12 protein-coding genes are annotated in these 14542 nt (G+C 60.3%); 7 read left to right on the forward strand and 5 right to left on the reverse strand.

Going from position 1 to position 14542, the window contains the following annotated elements; translation table 11 throughout:
* Positions 1 to 117: 117 nt before the first annotated feature.
* The 5 genes from ACK9YZ_RS01835 (at position 118) to ACK9YZ_RS01855 (ending at position 5626) form a co-directional block, all read left to right on the forward strand.
* On the forward strand, positions 118 to 1131 hold the full coding sequence (locus tag ACK9YZ_RS01835) for a carbohydrate ABC transporter permease (protein WP_216757059.1): 1014 nt from the start codon (positions 118 to 120) through the stop codon (positions 1129 to 1131).
* A 1-nt stretch (position 1132) separates the two neighbouring features.
* Positions 1133 to 2296 (forward strand): carbohydrate ABC transporter permease, encoded by a 1164-nt coding sequence (locus ACK9YZ_RS01840; protein ID WP_416065475.1) that lies wholly within the window; start codon positions 1133 to 1135, stop codon positions 2294 to 2296.
* 35 nt (positions 2297 to 2331) lie between these two features.
* Positions 2332 to 3984 (forward strand): alpha-glucosidase, encoded by a 1653-nt coding sequence (locus ACK9YZ_RS01845; protein WP_416065476.1) that lies wholly within the window; start codon positions 2332 to 2334, stop codon positions 3982 to 3984.
* Positions 3985 to 4005: 21 nt separating this feature from the next.
* On the forward strand, positions 4006 to 5097 hold the full coding sequence (locus ACK9YZ_RS01850) for an ABC transporter ATP-binding protein (protein ID WP_216757062.1): 1092 nt from the start codon (positions 4006 to 4008) through the stop codon (positions 5095 to 5097).
* 175 nt (positions 5098 to 5272) lie between these two features.
* Complete coding sequence (locus tag ACK9YZ_RS01855) at positions 5273 to 5626, forward strand: hypothetical protein (protein WP_007819340.1); 354 nt, start codon at positions 5273 to 5275, stop codon at positions 5624 to 5626.
* Between the two features lie 79 nt (positions 5627 to 5705).
* Here ACK9YZ_RS01855 and edd read toward each other — a convergent pair whose 3' ends face one another.
* From edd to ACK9YZ_RS01880, 5 genes are all read right to left on the reverse strand, one after another.
* The gene (gene edd, locus ACK9YZ_RS01860) at positions 5706 to 7532 is read right to left on the reverse strand and encodes a phosphogluconate dehydratase (RefSeq protein ID WP_416065477.1); all 1827 of its coding nucleotides are present in this window, start codon (positions 7530 to 7532) and stop codon (positions 5706 to 5708) included.
* Positions 7533 to 7600: 68 nt separating this feature from the next.
* The gene (pgl, locus tag ACK9YZ_RS01865) at positions 7601 to 8299 is read right to left on the reverse strand and encodes a 6-phosphogluconolactonase (RefSeq protein ID WP_416065478.1); all 699 of its coding nucleotides are present in this window, start codon (positions 8297 to 8299) and stop codon (positions 7601 to 7603) included.
* Between the two features lie 16 nt (positions 8300 to 8315).
* The gene (gene zwf / locus ACK9YZ_RS01870; RefSeq protein WP_216757065.1) at positions 8316 to 9791 is read right to left on the reverse strand and encodes a glucose-6-phosphate dehydrogenase; all 1476 of its coding nucleotides are present in this window, start codon (positions 9789 to 9791) and stop codon (positions 8316 to 8318) included.
* Between the two features lie 134 nt (positions 9792 to 9925).
* The gene (locus ACK9YZ_RS01875; RefSeq protein ID WP_416065479.1) at positions 9926 to 11221 is read right to left on the reverse strand and encodes an NAD(P)/FAD-dependent oxidoreductase; all 1296 of its coding nucleotides are present in this window, start codon (positions 11219 to 11221) and stop codon (positions 9926 to 9928) included.
* 9 nt (positions 11222 to 11230) lie between these two features.
* Positions 11231 to 12667: a glutamine synthetase family protein gene (locus tag ACK9YZ_RS01880; protein ID WP_216757067.1), complete on the reverse strand. Its 1437-nt coding sequence runs from the start codon at positions 12665 to 12667 to the stop codon at positions 11231 to 11233.
* A gap of 130 nt (positions 12668 to 12797) precedes the next feature.
* Here ACK9YZ_RS01880 and ACK9YZ_RS01885 point away from each other — a divergent pair, with 130 nt between their 5' ends.
* Both ACK9YZ_RS01885 and ACK9YZ_RS01890 read left to right on the forward strand, forming a co-directional pair.
* Entirely contained in the window at positions 12798 to 13979 is a 1182-nt protein-coding gene (locus tag ACK9YZ_RS01885) for an NAD(P)/FAD-dependent oxidoreductase (RefSeq protein ID WP_416065480.1), read from the forward strand.
* Positions 13980 to 14145: 166 nt separating this feature from the next.
* On the forward strand, positions 14146 to 14289 hold the full coding sequence (locus ACK9YZ_RS01890) for a hypothetical protein (RefSeq protein WP_183728701.1): 144 nt from the start codon (positions 14146 to 14148) through the stop codon (positions 14287 to 14289).
* Positions 14290 to 14542: the final 253 nt, after the last annotated feature.

Consider the following 14542-nt stretch of genomic DNA (forward strand, 5'->3'; position numbering starts at 1 on the left):
CGGGTTCCAGAGGGGGAGTCCGGTCGAGCCGGATCCTGTGGTCAAACACACAAGCTCTATTGACGATATCCGGCGTTAACCCTTCAAAATAAGACAGGGAAGCAGGGGAGGGACGAAATGCTGTCGCAGATAGTGTCCGCTTTGGGCGTCGTGGTCGCCGCCGTTTTTGCATGCTCGGCCTATTTCTTTTTCTCGAACAAGATCCTCGATCTCGCTTTGCCGGTGAAGGACGGTGATATCCGTCAGGCCTCGCGCAATCTGAACCGGCGCGCGATGATCCGCCCCTGGCTGTTTCTCTTCCCGGCGCTCTTCCTGCTGATCGTCTACCTCGTCTATCCTGTTGTCGCGACCTTCATTCTGTCCTTCTACGACCGGTCGGGCAACGAGTTCGTCGGCGCCCAGAACTACCTGTGGGCCTTGAATGACCGCGAATTCCGCCAGTCGATCTTCAACAACATTCTCTGGTTAGCCGTCGTGCCCGCCTGCTGCACCTTCTTCGGCCTCGTCATCGCCGTCATGACCGACCGCATCTGGTGGGGCAATATCGCCAAGAGCATCGTCTTCATGCCGATGGCGATCTCCTTCGTCGGTGCTTCCGTCATCTGGAAGTTCATCTATGAGTATCGTGGCGGCAACGATGTGCAGATCGGCCTTCTGAACGCTATCGTCCAGACATTCGGCGGCACGCCGGAGGTCTGGATCTCCGTTCCCTTCTGGAACAATTTCTTCCTGATGGTGATCCTGGTCTGGATCCAGACCGGCTTTGCCATGGTCATCCTCTCGGCCGCCCTGCGCGGCATCCCGGAAGAAACGATCGAGGCGGCTGTCATCGACGGCGCCAATGGCTGGCAGATCTTCTGGCGCATCATGGTGCCGCAGATCTGGGGCACGATCGCCGTCGTCTGGACGACGATCACCATCCTTGTCCTCAAGGTCTTCGATATCGTGCTCACCATGACCAACGGTCAGTGGCAGACCATGGTGCTGGCGAACCTGATGTTCAACTGGCTGTTCCGCGGCGGCGGCGATTCCGGCCGAAGCGCTGTTATCGCCATCATCATCATGCTCGCCGTCACGCCGATCATGGTGTGGAACGTGCGCCGTGCCAATGCCGAACTGAGGGGACGCTGAGATGACGACAGCCATGCGCTACTTCAAGATCGGACCCGCCCGTCTTTTCGTCCACTTCTGTGTTCTCGTCATTGTCATCGTGTGGCTTGTGCCCACACTCGGCATCTTCGTCAGCGCGCTCCGCGACAGGGACCAGATCACCGTTTCCGGCTGGTGGACCGCCTTTGCCGGCTCCACGCAGACGGTCGCCGCACGCCTCGGCACGCCCGACCAGCAGAAGCAGGAAGGCGATATCTTCGTTATCACGGGCAATGTGCTGGCAGACCAGCCGGGCCGCTCGGTCAAGGCCTTCGGCATACGCGTGCAACAGCCTTCGGCCTTCGAGGCCGGTCAGACCGCCGATCTCGGTGACGGCGCAAGCCTGGTCATCAACAGCGACGGCAGCTACCGTTACATGAAGAACGTCGCCTTCGCGCCCGACGAACGCCCGCGTCGCATCTATGTCGCGGCATCGGCTCCACCGGAATTCACACTGGCGAACTATAAAACCGTTCTGACGAGCGAAGGCATCGGTCAGTCCTTCATCAATTCGCTGACGGTGACCATTCCGGCGACCATTATCCCGATCCTGATCGCCGCCTTCGCAGCCTATGCGCTGAGCTGGATGGAGTTTCCGGGCCGCGCGCTGCTGATCGCACTCGTCGTCGGCCTCATCGTCGTGCCTCTGCAGATGTCGCTCATCCCGCTGCTGCGCCTCTATAACGAGATCGGTACAGCGATCGGCCAGCCGTCGAAGACCTATCCCGGCATCTGGTTGGCACATACGGCTTTCGGCATGCCGCTCGCCATCTATCTGCTCCGGGCCTATATTGCCGGCCTGCCCAAGGAGATCATCGAATCCGCCCGCGTCGATGGCGCCAGCGACTTCGAGATCTTCACTCGCATCGTATTGCCTCTGTCCTTCCCCGCGCTCGCCTCCTTCGCGATCTTCCAGTTCCTGTGGGTGTGGAACGACCTGCTCGTCGCCATGGTCTTCCTCGGCACCGACAAGGATCACCTCGTGCTGACGGGAGCGCTGAATGCGCTGCTCGGTTCGCGCGGCGGCAACTGGGAAATCCTGACGGCGTCGGCCTTCGTTACCATCATCATACCGCTGCTCGTCTTCTTCGGACTGCAGCGCTATCTGGTGCGCGGCCTGCTGGCGGGATCGGTCAAGGGAGGCTGATCAATCCCAAGACGTAGTTTCAAACAGGATATTCCATGAGTGTGGCTTCCCAATCCATTCTGACCGCCGACAAGGACTGGTGGCGCGGCGCGGTGATCTATCAGATCTATCCGCGCTCCTACCAGGATTCGAACGGCGACGGCATCGGCGACCTCAAGGGCATCACCGCCCGCCTGCCGCATATCGCAAGCCTCGGGGCCGACGCCATCTGGATTTCGCCCTTCTTCACCTCGCCGATGCGCGATTTCGGCTATGACGTTTCGGACTACGAAAACGTCGATGCGATCTTCGGCACGCTTGTCGATTTCGACACGCTGATTGCTGAAGCCCATCGCCTGGGTATTCGCGTGATGATCGACCTTGTCATCTCGCACTCGTCCGATCAGCATCCGTGGTTTGTCGAAAGCCGCTCAAGCAAGACCAATGCCAAAGCCGATTGGTATGTCTGGGCCGACGCCAAGCCGGATGGTACGCCGCCGAACAACTGGCTGTCGATCTTCGGCGGCTCCGCATGGGCGTGGGATCCGACGCGCATGCAGTATTACATGCACAATTTCCTGACCTCGCAGCCGGACATGAACCTGCACAATCCGGAAGTGCAGGATCGCCTGCTCGATGTCGTCCGTTTCTGGCTGAAGCGCGGCGTCGACGGCTTCCGCCTCGATACGATCAACTTCTATTTTCACGACAAGCTCTTACGCGACAATCCGGCGCTCGCTCCGGAACGCCGCAATGCATCGACGGCTCCGGCCGTGAACCCCTATAACTTCCAGGAGCATCTCTACGATAAGAACCGCCCTGAAAACCTCGAATTCCTGAAGCGCTTCCGCGCGGTTTTGGAAGAGTTCCCGGCCATTGCCGCCGTCGGCGAAGTGGGTGACAGCCAGCGTGGTCTGGAAATCGTCGGCGAATATACGTCCGGCAATGACAAGATGCACATGTGCTACGCCTTCGAATTCCTGGCGCCCGATCCGCTTTCGCCGGAGCGCGTCGAGGAAGTCATGAAGGATTTCGGTGCGGCGGCTCCCGATGGCTGGGCCTGCTGGGCCTTCTCGAATCATGACGTCATGCGCCATGTCAGCCGCTGGGGTTCGCTGGTCGCCGATCACGATTCCTTTGCCAAGCTCTATGCCTCGCTGCTGATGACGTTGCGCGGTTCTGTCTGCCTCTATCAGGGTGAGGAACTCGCCCTCACCGAAGCCGATCTCGCCTATCAGGACCTGCAGGATCCCTACGGCATCCAGTTCTGGCCGGAATTCAAGGGACGTGATGGTTGCCGCACGCCCATGGTCTGGGACAGCCAGGTCGCCCAGGGCGGTTTCTCGACGGTGAAGCCCTGGCTGCCGGTGCCGGTCGAGCACATCCTGCGCGCCGTCAGCGTTCAGCAGGGCGACGAGAACTCGGTGCTGGAGCACTACCGCCGCTTTATCGCCTTCCGCAAGCAGCACCCGGCTTTCGCCAAGGGCGAGATCGAGTTCGAGGATCCGCAGGGCGACGCGCTGGTCTTCACCCGCGAATACGGCAACGAGACGTTGCTCTGCATCTTCAACATGGGGCCGACGGAAACCAATGTGACGCTGCCGGTGGGCGAGTGGCAGGCTTTGACGGGGCACGGCTTTAACAGCAACAATTACGGCGACAAGATCGATATTCCGGCCTGGGGGGCGTATTTCGCCCGCCTCGCTTAAGGATCAGGAGGGGAGAGGAAAATGACTGGACTGACGCTTAAGGATATCCGCAAATCCTATGGCTCCGTGGACGTGCTCCACGGCATCGACCTGGAAATCAACCAGGGCGAATTCATCGTTTTCGTCGGCCCCTCCGGCTGTGGCAAATCCACGCTTCTGCGGATGATCGCCGGCTTGGAGAACATCACGGGCGGAGAGATGTATATCGATGGCATGCTCGTCAATGACGTGCCGCCCTCCAAGCGAGGCATTGCCATGGTGTTCCAGTCCTATGCGCTCTATCCGCACATGACGGTCTTCGACAACATGGCCTTCGGCATGAAGATCGCGGGCGAAAGCAAGCAGGAGATCGACCGTCGCGTGCGGGCAGCGGCAGATAGCCTGCAACTCACCAAATATCTCGACCGCCTGCCCAAGGCGCTCTCCGGCGGCCAGCGGCAGCGCGTGGCGATCGGCCGTGCCATCTGCCGCAATCCGAAGGTCTTTCTCTTTGACGAGCCGCTCTCGAACCTCGATGCGGCACTGCGCGTCGCAACCCGCATCGAGATCGCCCGCCTGAACGAGCAGATGGCCGATACGACGATGATCTATGTCACGCACGACCAGGTCGAGGCGATGACCCTCGCTGATCGCATCGTCGTTCTCTCGGCCGGCAATATCGAGCAGGTGGGAGCGCCGCTGGAGCTTTACGAACGGCCGGCGAACCTTTTCGTCGCCAAGTTCATCGGCTCTCCGGCCATGAACGTCATCCCCGCAACGATCACCGATGCCGGTGAGAACACAACGGTGACGCTGACTGGCGGAAAGTCTGTGACGCTGGATATTGCCACAGCGGCCTCCGAGAAGGGCAAGCAGGCAAGCTTCGGCGTTCGCCCGGAGGATCTGCGCGTAGCAGACCCCAACGAGGACTACCTGTTCGAGGGCGAAGTCTCGATCGTCGAGGCGCTCGGTGAAGTGACGCTGCTTTATATCGAGGGCCTGGTTCAGGGGGAGCCGATCATCGTCAAGCTGCCCGGCATCTATGATGTGAAGAGGGGCCAGAAAATGCATTTCGTGGCTGACAGGCAGAAGCTGCACCTCTTCGACGCGGCGGGCCACACCTATAGGAAATGACCATCCATTTTTGGTGGAATCCTTCTTCCTGAGGCTGTGGAGGGGACGGATTCTTACTTTCTGTTAAACATGCGGTGCTAGCCTTTTCCCGATCAAGACTGAGGGAACCAGGGCCGTGGCCGCATCCAATCCAACACCACCGAAATCGCATTTCCTGGCCAAGGAAGAGTCTTTCATGTACGACCGCGAATCGCGGTTCAAGATGGAAGACACGATGAACGCCGCGCGCATCGAATATACGGAAAAGGGTGTCATGCACGCCGCCTCGCGCCGCTGCGATATCGTCCGTATCTCGATGAGCAGCGCGATCCTCGCGATCCTCACGCAGTACACGCTGCCCAAGCAGTTCTATCTGGACATTCCGGATGCCCGCATCACCAAGGTAGGCTGCCTGCTGATGAAGACTTTCCCGAACAATACGATCGAAGTTCGTTTCCTGCGTCTGCTGACGCAGAAGGAACTGAACAAGATCTTCGTTTACAGCACGCACCCGGCTCACAAGGACTACGTCCTCGATATCCGCGCGTAACAGTCTCGCGTCTCGCTGGATATGAAAAACCCGCGGTTCACCTTGCCGCGGGATTTTCTTTTGCATTGATGAGGAGATGTCAGTAGGCGTGGAAGAGCACGCTGGCGCCCTGGTCGGAGGGACCGACCGCGTGGCGGAACGGCGCGAAGAGCTCGCGGCCCATGCCGAATTCATTGTCCGAAAGATCGATCGTCACAGGTTCGCGTTCGGCCATATCGGCGGCATCGACGAGAACTTCCAGCGTGCCCCTGATCGCATCCAGACGGATGATATCGCCATCCTTGATGCGGGCGATCGGGCCGCCGTCGACAGCTTCGGGCGTGACATGGATTGCCGCCGGAACCTTGCCGGAAGCACCGGACATGCGCCCGTCGGTCAGCAATGCCACGCGGAAACCGCGGTCCTGAAGTACGCCGAGTGGTGGGGTCAGCTTGTGCAATTCCGGCATGCCGTTGGCCTTCGGTCCCTGGAAGCGCACGACAGCGACGAAATCGCGGTTGAGCTTGCCTTCCTTGAAGGCATCCTGCAGCTCCTGCTGGCTATGGAACACGATGGCTGGCGCCTCGATGATATGGCGCTCTGCCTTGACGGCGGAGATCTTGATGACCGCCTTGCCTAGATTGCCGCGCAGCATCTTCAGGCCACCATTGGCCTGGAAGGGCGTCTCGATGCTGGCCAGCACCTTGGGATCGTGGCTCTTTTCCGGCGAAGGCTGACGGACGACCGCGCCGTTTTCGCCGAGCTGCGCATCGACCGTATAGGCTTCGAGACCCTGGCCGAAGACGGTGCGCACGTCGTCATGTACGAGTCCCTGCTTCAACAGTTCCTTGATGAGGAAGCCCATGCCGCCGGCTGCCTGGAAATGGTTCACGTCGGCAAGACCGTTCGGATAGACACGGGCGAGCAGCGGGATCAGTTCCGAAAGCTCGGCAATGTCCTGCCAGGTGAGCACGATGCCGCCGGCGCGCGCCATGGCGACGAGGTGCATCGTGTGGTTCGTCGATCCGCCGGTCGCATGCAGGCCCACAACGCCATTGACAACAGAGCGTTCGTCGATCATCTCGCCGGCCGGTGTGAATTCGTTGCCGAGCGCGGTAATGGCGAGCGCCCGCTTGGCTGCCTCGCGCGTAAGCGCTTCGCGCAGCGGCGTGCCGGGATTGACGAAGGAGGAGCCCGGCATATGGAAGCCCATGATCTCCATCAGCATCTGGTTGGAATTGGCCGTGCCGTAGAAGGTGCAGGTGCCGGGACCGTGATAGGACTTGGATTCGGCTTCCAGCAGCTCGGCGCGGCCGACCTTGCCCTCAGCAAAGAGCTGACGCACGCGCGACTTCTCGTCATTCGGCAGGCCCGAGGTCATCGGCCCGGCCGGAATGAAGATCGCCGGCAGATGGCCGAAGGAAAGCGCTGCGATGACGAGGCCGGGCACGATCTTGTCGCAGACGCCGAGGAAGAGGGCGGCATCGAACATGTTGTGCGATAAGCCGACACCGGCTGCCATCGCGATCAGGTCGCGCGAGAAGAGCGACAGCTCCATGCCTGGCTGTCCCTGGGTGACGCCATCGCACATGGCCGGCACGCCGCCGGCGACCTGGGCGATACCGCCGGCTTGCGCAGCCGCCTCGCGGATAACAGCTGGATAGGTCTCGAACGGCTGATGCGCCGAGAGCATATCGTTATAGGCGGTGATGATGCCGAGATTGGGCACGCGGTCGCCCGCAAGTGCATCCTTCTCGGCGGGGGAACAGACGGCGAAGCCGTGGGCGAGATTGGCGCAGCCGAGAACCGAACGGTTGACGCCTTGAGAGGCGGCGGCGCGCAGGCGCTCCAGATAGCGCTCGCGGGTCGGCTTCGAGCGTTCGACAATGCGATTCGTAATCGCAGCAATGCGTGCGTGAGCGGACATGGAAAATCCCTGCCTTGTTCTGGTTCGTCTGTATCTGTTCGCCGGCTCCGGCGGCCTATCAGGCCGTGTCAGGGAGCCCAGTAAATCTCGACCGGGGAAGTGGCCCGGCGCAGAATGGCGCGGATCGGCATCTCTGCCTCTTCGCCTGTACCTTCTGCCTTGGCGAGAACGTCTTTTTTGCCTTCGCCCTCAATGTGGAGAATGAGCAGTTTGGCATCTTCGAGAGCGGAAAAGGTGAAAGTCAGGCGCGGTTCGCCCGCTCCTTCCGCGTCCATGGTGATGATGCCACGCGGCGTCTTTGCGTCGAGCGCGACGCTCAAATTGTTGCCGCCCGGGAAGAATGAGGCCGTATGGCCGTCGCCGCCCATGCCGAGAATGACGACATCGAAGGGGATGCCGATCTCCGCACTCTTTACCGTCGCAAGCTTTGCAGCCTCCTCGACCGAGGCCGCCGGCTGGTAAAGCGGCACGAAACGCGCCGCCTTCGCCTTGTTCTGGAGAAGATTGGCATCGACCAGCAGATGGTTCGAGCGCGGATTGTCGGCAGGTACGAAGCGTTCGTCGACAAGCGTGATCGTCACCTTGGCCCAGTCGATATTGCGCGTCGAAAGCGCCTGGAAGAAGGCCTTCGGCGTGGAACCGCCGGAAACGGCAATGCTTGCCGCTCCGCGAGCTGCGATGGCTGCCGAGAGAGTTCCGGAAACCTTGTCAGCAAGGTTGGCGGCGAGTTCGGCGGCGTTCGCGAAGGAATGCAGTGTCGATGCCATATCTTCAGACCTCAGGCTAGATGTCGTCGTGCCAGGTGCGGCCGTCGCGTTCGATCAGCGCGATGGCCTGGCTCGGACCCCATGTGCCCGCCGTGTAGCCCTGCACCTGCTGGCCGGTCGATTCCCAACCCTTGAGGATCGGATCGACCCACTGCCATGCAGCTTCGACTTCGTCGCGGCGCATGAACAGCGTCTGGTTGGAGCGGATGACGTCCATCAGCAGACGTTCGTAAGCGTCCGGATTGCGGACGTTGAAGGCCTGGGCGAAGCTCATGTCGAGTGAGACGTTGCGCAGGCGCATGCCGCCCGGACCCGGATCCTTGATCATCAGCGACTGCTTGACGCCTTCGTCCGGCTGCAGGCGAATGATCAGCTGGTTCTGGCTGATGCGGCCGGCGGCCTGATCGAAGATCGCATGCGGGATCGGCTTGAAGGTGATGACGATTTCCGACATGCGTCCGGCGAGGCGCTTGCCGGTGCGGATGTAGAAGGGAACGCCCGCCCAGCGCCAGTTGTTGATCTCGGCCTTGATGGCGACGAAGGTTTCCGTATTGGAAACGCCGCCTTCGAGCTCTTCCAGATAGCCCTTGACCGGGCCGCTGCCGGAAGCGCCGGCGCGGTACTGGCCGCGAACGGTGGCCTGCTCGACGTTGGAGGCGTTGATCGGCTTTAGTGCGCGCAGAACTTTCAGCTTTTCGTCGCGGACGGCTTCCGAATCCATGGAGGAGGGCACTTCCATCGCGGTGAGGCAGAGGAGCTGCAGGATGTGGTTCTGCACCATGTCGCGCAGCGCACCGGCCGTATCGTAGTAACCGGCGCGGCCTTCGAGGCCGACGGCTTCGGCAACGGTGATCTGCACGTGGTCGATATAATTGGCGTTCCACAGCGGCTCATAGAGCGCGTTGGCAAAGCGCAGCGCCATCAGGTTCTGCACCGTTTCCTTGCCGAGATAGTGGTCAATGCGGAAGATCTGCTCTTCCTTGAAGACGCGGCCGATATTGTCGTTGAGCTGCAGGGCCGAAGCCAGATCACGGCCGATCGGCTTTTCGACGACGATGCGGGTCGATTTGGTGATCAGCTTGTGCTCATGGATCTTCTGCGAGATGTCGCCGAAGATGCCGGGAGCGACGGCGAGGTAGAAGGCGCGAACGCGGTCCTTACCGTCGTCGAGCAGCTTCTTCAGATGATCCCAACCGGTGTCGGTGCGGGCGTCGACAGAAACGTAGTAGAGACGGGCGCAGAACTTCTCAACTTCGGCTTCGTCATATTCGCCCTTCTTCAGGTGCTCCTTGAGCGCGTCCTTGGCGAATTTGCGATATTCCTCATGTGACAGCGGGCTGCGCGAAGCGCCTATGATGCGGGTCGGTTCCGAGAACTGGCCCTCGATCTGGCGGTGATACAGCGCCGGCAGAAGCTTGCGCTCGGCAAGGTCGCCGCTGCCGCCGAAGACGACACAATCAAAAGGATCAACGGGAATGATCTGGCTGCTCATGAGCTTGTCTCTCAATCAGGCTTGGTTGCGGCCGTTTTAATCTAATCGATTTAAAAAAGCCAGTGTGCGGTGCAATGAATCTGTCAGTCGTCGGTTTTAAAGCGAATTGCCTGGAGAGGAAATCCGCAATCGAATTAAAACTTGTCGCGAAGGGCAAACCACGACAAAGCAAGGAAAAGCAGCGGCGCCCGCATGCGCACGCCGCCCGGAAAGGCGGGAATATCGAGCGCCTTGAAGAGATCGAGATCGGCCGATTTGCCCAGCACCATTTCTGCGTAAAGCTTGCCACAGTAATTTGACAGCATGACGCCGTGGCCGGAATAACCGCCGATCGACGTGACGCCAGGCATCACCTCGCGCACGAACGGCTGGCGCGGCATGGTGATGCCGACCGACCCACCCCAGGCATGGGTGATTTCGATATCCTTCAAGGCGGGATAGATCTCGGCGATCTGCCGGCGGATATGCTGTGAAATGTCCCGCGGATTGTCCGAAGTATAGGCCTCACGCCCGCCGAAGAGCAGCCGCCCGTCCTTCGACTTGCGGAAATAGCGCACGACGAACCGCGAATCCGCCACCGCCTCGCCGCCCGGCAGCACATCGGGAAACCGCTCAAGCGGCACGGTCGCACCAATGAAGGAGCGAATCGGCATCACATGGCTTGCTGTGACCGGTTCCAGATTGCCGATATACCCGTTGCAGGCAATCAGCGCCCGGTTGGCGGTGATCGTGCCTCGTTCGGTCTCGATCATGACCTTGCTGCTGCCCTGGCTGATCGATTTCGCCTTCGTCATTTCGAAGATGTCTGCACCGGCATTGGCCGCCACCCTGCCAAGGCCGACCAGCAGCTTCAGCGGATGGATATGGCCGGTGCCGACGTCGCGAACGCCGCAGTAGAATCGTTTCGAGCCGAGGCGTTCCTGAGTCTCGTCACGGTCCATGAAACGCAGGTGCGGGTAGTCGTAGCGAAAGGCTGCGATTTCCGCATTCTCGTAATAGGCCCGCTTGTAGCTTTCCTTGTGGGAGACGTTGAGCTGGCCGGGCATATAGTCGATGTCGATCTGATGCTCGGCCGCAAAATCTAGAAGATGTCGCTTGGCACCTTCTGCAAGATCGAAGAGTGCCTTGGAGCGCTCATAACCGAACTTCTCCTCGATCTCCTCCGGCCACCAGCGCTGGCCGGTGCCGAGCTGGCCGCCATTGCGCCCCGATGCGCCGTCGCCAAGCCTGACGGCCTCGATGAGCGTTACCGAGACTCCCGCTCTGGCGAGATTATAGGCCGCCTGAAGGCCGGTATAGCCGCCGCCGACGATGGCGACGTCACATTGCCTCGAGCCGTCGAGCGCCGGATAATCCGGGCGCTCGTCAACTGTTGCCTGATACCAGGATACGCCGGGTGCGATGGGGCTCTGCCATGTCTCTTTCGTCATGGCGGTCCCTTATACGTTCAGAAGGAGGAATTCCCGCTCCCAGGGGCTGATCACCTGCATGAAGGTTTCGAACTCACCCCGCTTCACGCCGGCATAAAGCCCGATGAACTCCTTGCCGAAGACTTCCGCGAATGCCGGCTCGTCTTCAAGCAGCGCCACGGCTTCCAGAAGGCCGCGCGGCAAATCGATAGAGCCTTCATTGGCCGAATCCTCGGTCGGCGCCGTCGGCTCGATCTCTTTCTGGATGCCGAGTAGGCCTGAGGCCAGCGAGGCGGCGAGCGCGAGGTAGGGATTGGCATCCGAGCTTGGCAGCCGGTTTTCCACGCGCCGGGCCTGCGGATCGGAAACCGGCACGCGGAAGGCCGTCGTGCGGTTGTCGTAACCCCAGGCATTGTTGACCGGGCACGACATGTCCGGCTGCAGGCGGCGGTAGGAATTCACATAGGGCGCCAGCATGGCAAGCGCGCTCGGCACGTATTTCTGCATGCCACCGATGAAATGGAAGAATTCCTTTGAGGCAGAACCGTCATTGTTTGAAAAGACGTTCTTGCCGGTGTTGATGTCCACCACGGACTGGTGGATATGCATCGCCGAACCCGGCTGGCCCTGCATCGGCTTGGCCATGAAGGTGGCGTAGATGTCGTGCTTCAGCGCTGCCTCGCGGATCGTGCGCTTGAAGAGAAACACCTGGTCGGCAAGTTCGATCGGATTGCCGTGACGGAGGTTGATTTCGAGCTGCGCCGGTCCTTCCTCGTGGATCAGCGTATCGATCTCGAGGCCCTGCTTTTCCGAGAAGTGGTAGATGTCGTCGATCAGTTCATCGAACTCGTTGATGCCGGCGATCGAATAGCCTTGGCCGCCGAGGATCGAACGACCCGAACGTCCCTTGGGGGGATGCAGCGGATAGTCCGGGTCGTCATTCGTGGCGACCAGGTAGAATTCGATTTCCGGCGCCACGATCGGCTTCCAGCCGCGCTCGGCATAGAGGCTGAGAATGCGCTTCAATACGTTGCGCGGTGTATAGGGAACTTCCTGTCCGTCGGAGTTGACGATGTCGCAAATGACCTGCGCGGTCGGGTCGGTTTCCCAAGGCACCACGGACAGGGTGGAAAGGTCGGGCACGAGCTTCAGGTCGCTGTCGCGCGGCTCGTAGCGGAAGCTTTCGGTCTCCTCTGGATATTCGCCTGATATCGTGTGGCGGTAGATCGCCGAAGGCAGTGCGAGCGACGTGTTGGAGGTAAACTTGGAGGACGGCATCATCTTGCCGCGCGGCACGCCGGCAAGGTCCGGCGTGATGCATTCAATGTCTTCGATCCCGCGTGCCCTCAGCCACTGCGCCGCTTCCTTCCAATTCGCAACACCGCGCAGAGATCCGGGATCGGGAGGGGATTTCTTTGAGGCGGGTACGTTTCTGGCAGGCTTCAGCGTCGTCTTTTTTGGGGACATGACACACCGGTTTGTGTTGATCGTAACGCCATCATAACCGGAGTTTGGCAATTGGCGAGGGGGTGGAAGGCGTTGACATCAGCCCTTTGATGGAAAAAGAAGACGCGACTTCAGCGGGGGAAAATAGATTTTGCAGCGCAAGAGCGATGTGATCGTCATCGGTGCGGGTGCCGCGGGCATGATGTGCGCCATTCGCGCCGGCCAGCGCGGCCGTTCGGTCACCGTGCTCGACCATGCGCGCGCACCGGGTGAGAAGATCCGTATCTCCGGCGGCGGCCGCTGCAATTTCACCAATATCAATGCCGGCCCGAAGAACTTCCTCTCCGCCAATCCGCATTTCTGCAAGTCGGCGCTTGCCCGTTTCACGCCGGCGGATTTCATTGCCATGGTCGACCGTCATGGGATCGCCTGGCATGAAAAGACGCTCGGGCAGCTCTTCTGCGACAACAGCGCCAAGGACATCATCTTCATGCTTCTCGACGAAATGCGCGCGGCGGGTGCCGCCTGGCATCTCGGCGTCGAAATCTCGGGCGTGGAGAAGACCGAAAACGGCTTCCGTGTCTCCACATCGGAAAGCCTCTTCGAAGCTTCCTCGCTCGTCATCGCAACCGGCGGAAAATCCATTCCCAAGATGGGGGCGACGGGCTTTGCTTATCGCATTGCCGAGCAGTTCGGTCTTGCTCTCACCGAAACGCGCCCCGGTCTCGTGCCCGTGACGCTCGACCCGATCCTGCTTGAAAGCATTGCGCCGCTGTCAGGCATTTCCGCGCCAGCCGAGATCCGCCACGGAAAGACTGCCTTCCGCGAAGCCCTGCTCTTCACCCACCGCGGTCTCAGCGGCCCCGCCATCCTGCAGATTTCCTCTTACTGGCGCGAAGGCGATGCCATCACGATCGATATCGAACCGGATGTCGATATCGCCGCCCATCTGAAGAGGGCCAAGCAGGCGAACGGACGCCAGTCGGCGCGGACAGCACTCGGCGAAATCCTGCCGAAGCGCCTGGCGCAGTATATTGTCGAACGCGAAGCGATCGGCGGCAATATGGCCGACCTCTCCGACAAGCTGCTGACCAGGCTTGCCGACGCGGCGCAGAACTGGTCCGTCAGGCCCTCCGGTTCCGAAGGCTACCGCACGGCGGAAGTCACGCTCGGCGGCATCGACACGACGGCGCTCGACTCCCGCAGCATGCAGGCCAAGGCCGTTCCCGGTCTTTATTTCATCGGCGAATGCGTGGATGTAACCGGCTGGCTCGGCGGCTATAATTTCCAGTGGGCCTGGGCATCCGGTTTTGCGGCCGGTGAGACATTGTAAACGCTAATATTTATAGACGCGAAACCTCTGGGGCGATTCAAGACTTCTTAAGGTTGGCTGCGCCATCCTGTCTCAATGGCAGGTTGGCAAAGCCGTTCCTAAATTAAGCTTTACCGGCAAGCTGTTTTGTTGGATTGTTGTAGTTAGACAGAAGTGAGGTTTCGCAATGAACAGAAACACTCGACGCGCCCGCGCCATCGCAATCGCCCAGGCAAAGCCTGATGCAAAGCTCGTAACTCTGCGCTATCTGATGCTCGCCGCCGGCGCGACCGCCGCCAGCATTGCTGTTCTTCTTTCCCACTTCATCTGATCTTTCAGCAGTTGAAATGGAAGTTTTCGGTCTCGCGGCTGATCTGTCGCGTTCCGGCAGCGCGCAATTTGCAACTATTGCGCGGCATTGGCTAATCGAGTCTCACCGTTTATCCGAAAATTAACATCTAATCTGACACATTGTAGACTAATATTTGGGTGTTTCCGGTCTTGCCGGAAATGAACTGGCAATGATTGCCGCCCGCTCCAGGGTTTCCCCAACTGTCAGTAAATCAGCTCGATATGCACCCGGC

It is taken from the genome of Rhizobium sp. ZK1, assembly GCF_047782645.1.
GTDB lineage: Bacteria > Pseudomonadota > Alphaproteobacteria > Rhizobiales > Rhizobiaceae > Rhizobium.

Excerpts from the sequence above, each read along its gene's own strand:
- ACK9YZ_RS01835 (WP_216757059.1), top strand. The coding sequence starts at position 118 with ATGCTGTCGCAGATAGTGTCCGCTTTGGGCGTCGTGGTCGCCGCCGTT.
- ACK9YZ_RS01840 (WP_416065475.1), top strand. The coding sequence starts at position 1,133 with ATGACGACAGCCATGCGCTACTTCAAGATCGGACCCGCCCGTCTTTTC.
- ACK9YZ_RS01845 (WP_416065476.1), top strand. The coding sequence starts at position 2,332 with ATGAGTGTGGCTTCCCAATCCATTCTGACCGCCGACAAGGACTGGTGG.
- ACK9YZ_RS01850 (WP_216757062.1), top strand. The coding sequence starts at position 4,006 with ATGACTGGACTGACGCTTAAGGATATCCGCAAATCCTATGGCTCCGTG.
- ACK9YZ_RS01855 (WP_007819340.1), top strand. The coding sequence starts at position 5,273 with ATGTACGACCGCGAATCGCGGTTCAAGATGGAAGACACGATGAACGCC.
- edd (WP_416065477.1), bottom strand. The coding sequence starts at position 7,532 with ATGTCCGCTCACGCACGCATTGCTGCGATTACGAATCGCATTGTCGAA.
- pgl (WP_416065478.1), bottom strand. The coding sequence starts at position 8,299 with ATGGCATCGACACTGCATTCCTTCGCGAACGCCGCCGAACTCGCCGCC.
- zwf (WP_216757065.1), bottom strand. The coding sequence starts at position 9,791 with ATGAGCAGCCAGATCATTCCCGTTGATCCTTTTGATTGTGTCGTCTTC.
- ACK9YZ_RS01875 (WP_416065479.1), bottom strand. The coding sequence starts at position 11,221 with ATGACGAAAGAGACATGGCAGAGCCCCATCGCACCCGGCGTATCCTGG.
- ACK9YZ_RS01880 (WP_216757067.1), bottom strand. The coding sequence starts at position 12,667 with ATGTCCCCAAAAAAGACGACGCTGAAGCCTGCCAGAAACGTACCCGCC.
- ACK9YZ_RS01890 (WP_183728701.1), top strand. The coding sequence starts at position 14,146 with ATGAACAGAAACACTCGACGCGCCCGCGCCATCGCAATCGCCCAGGCA.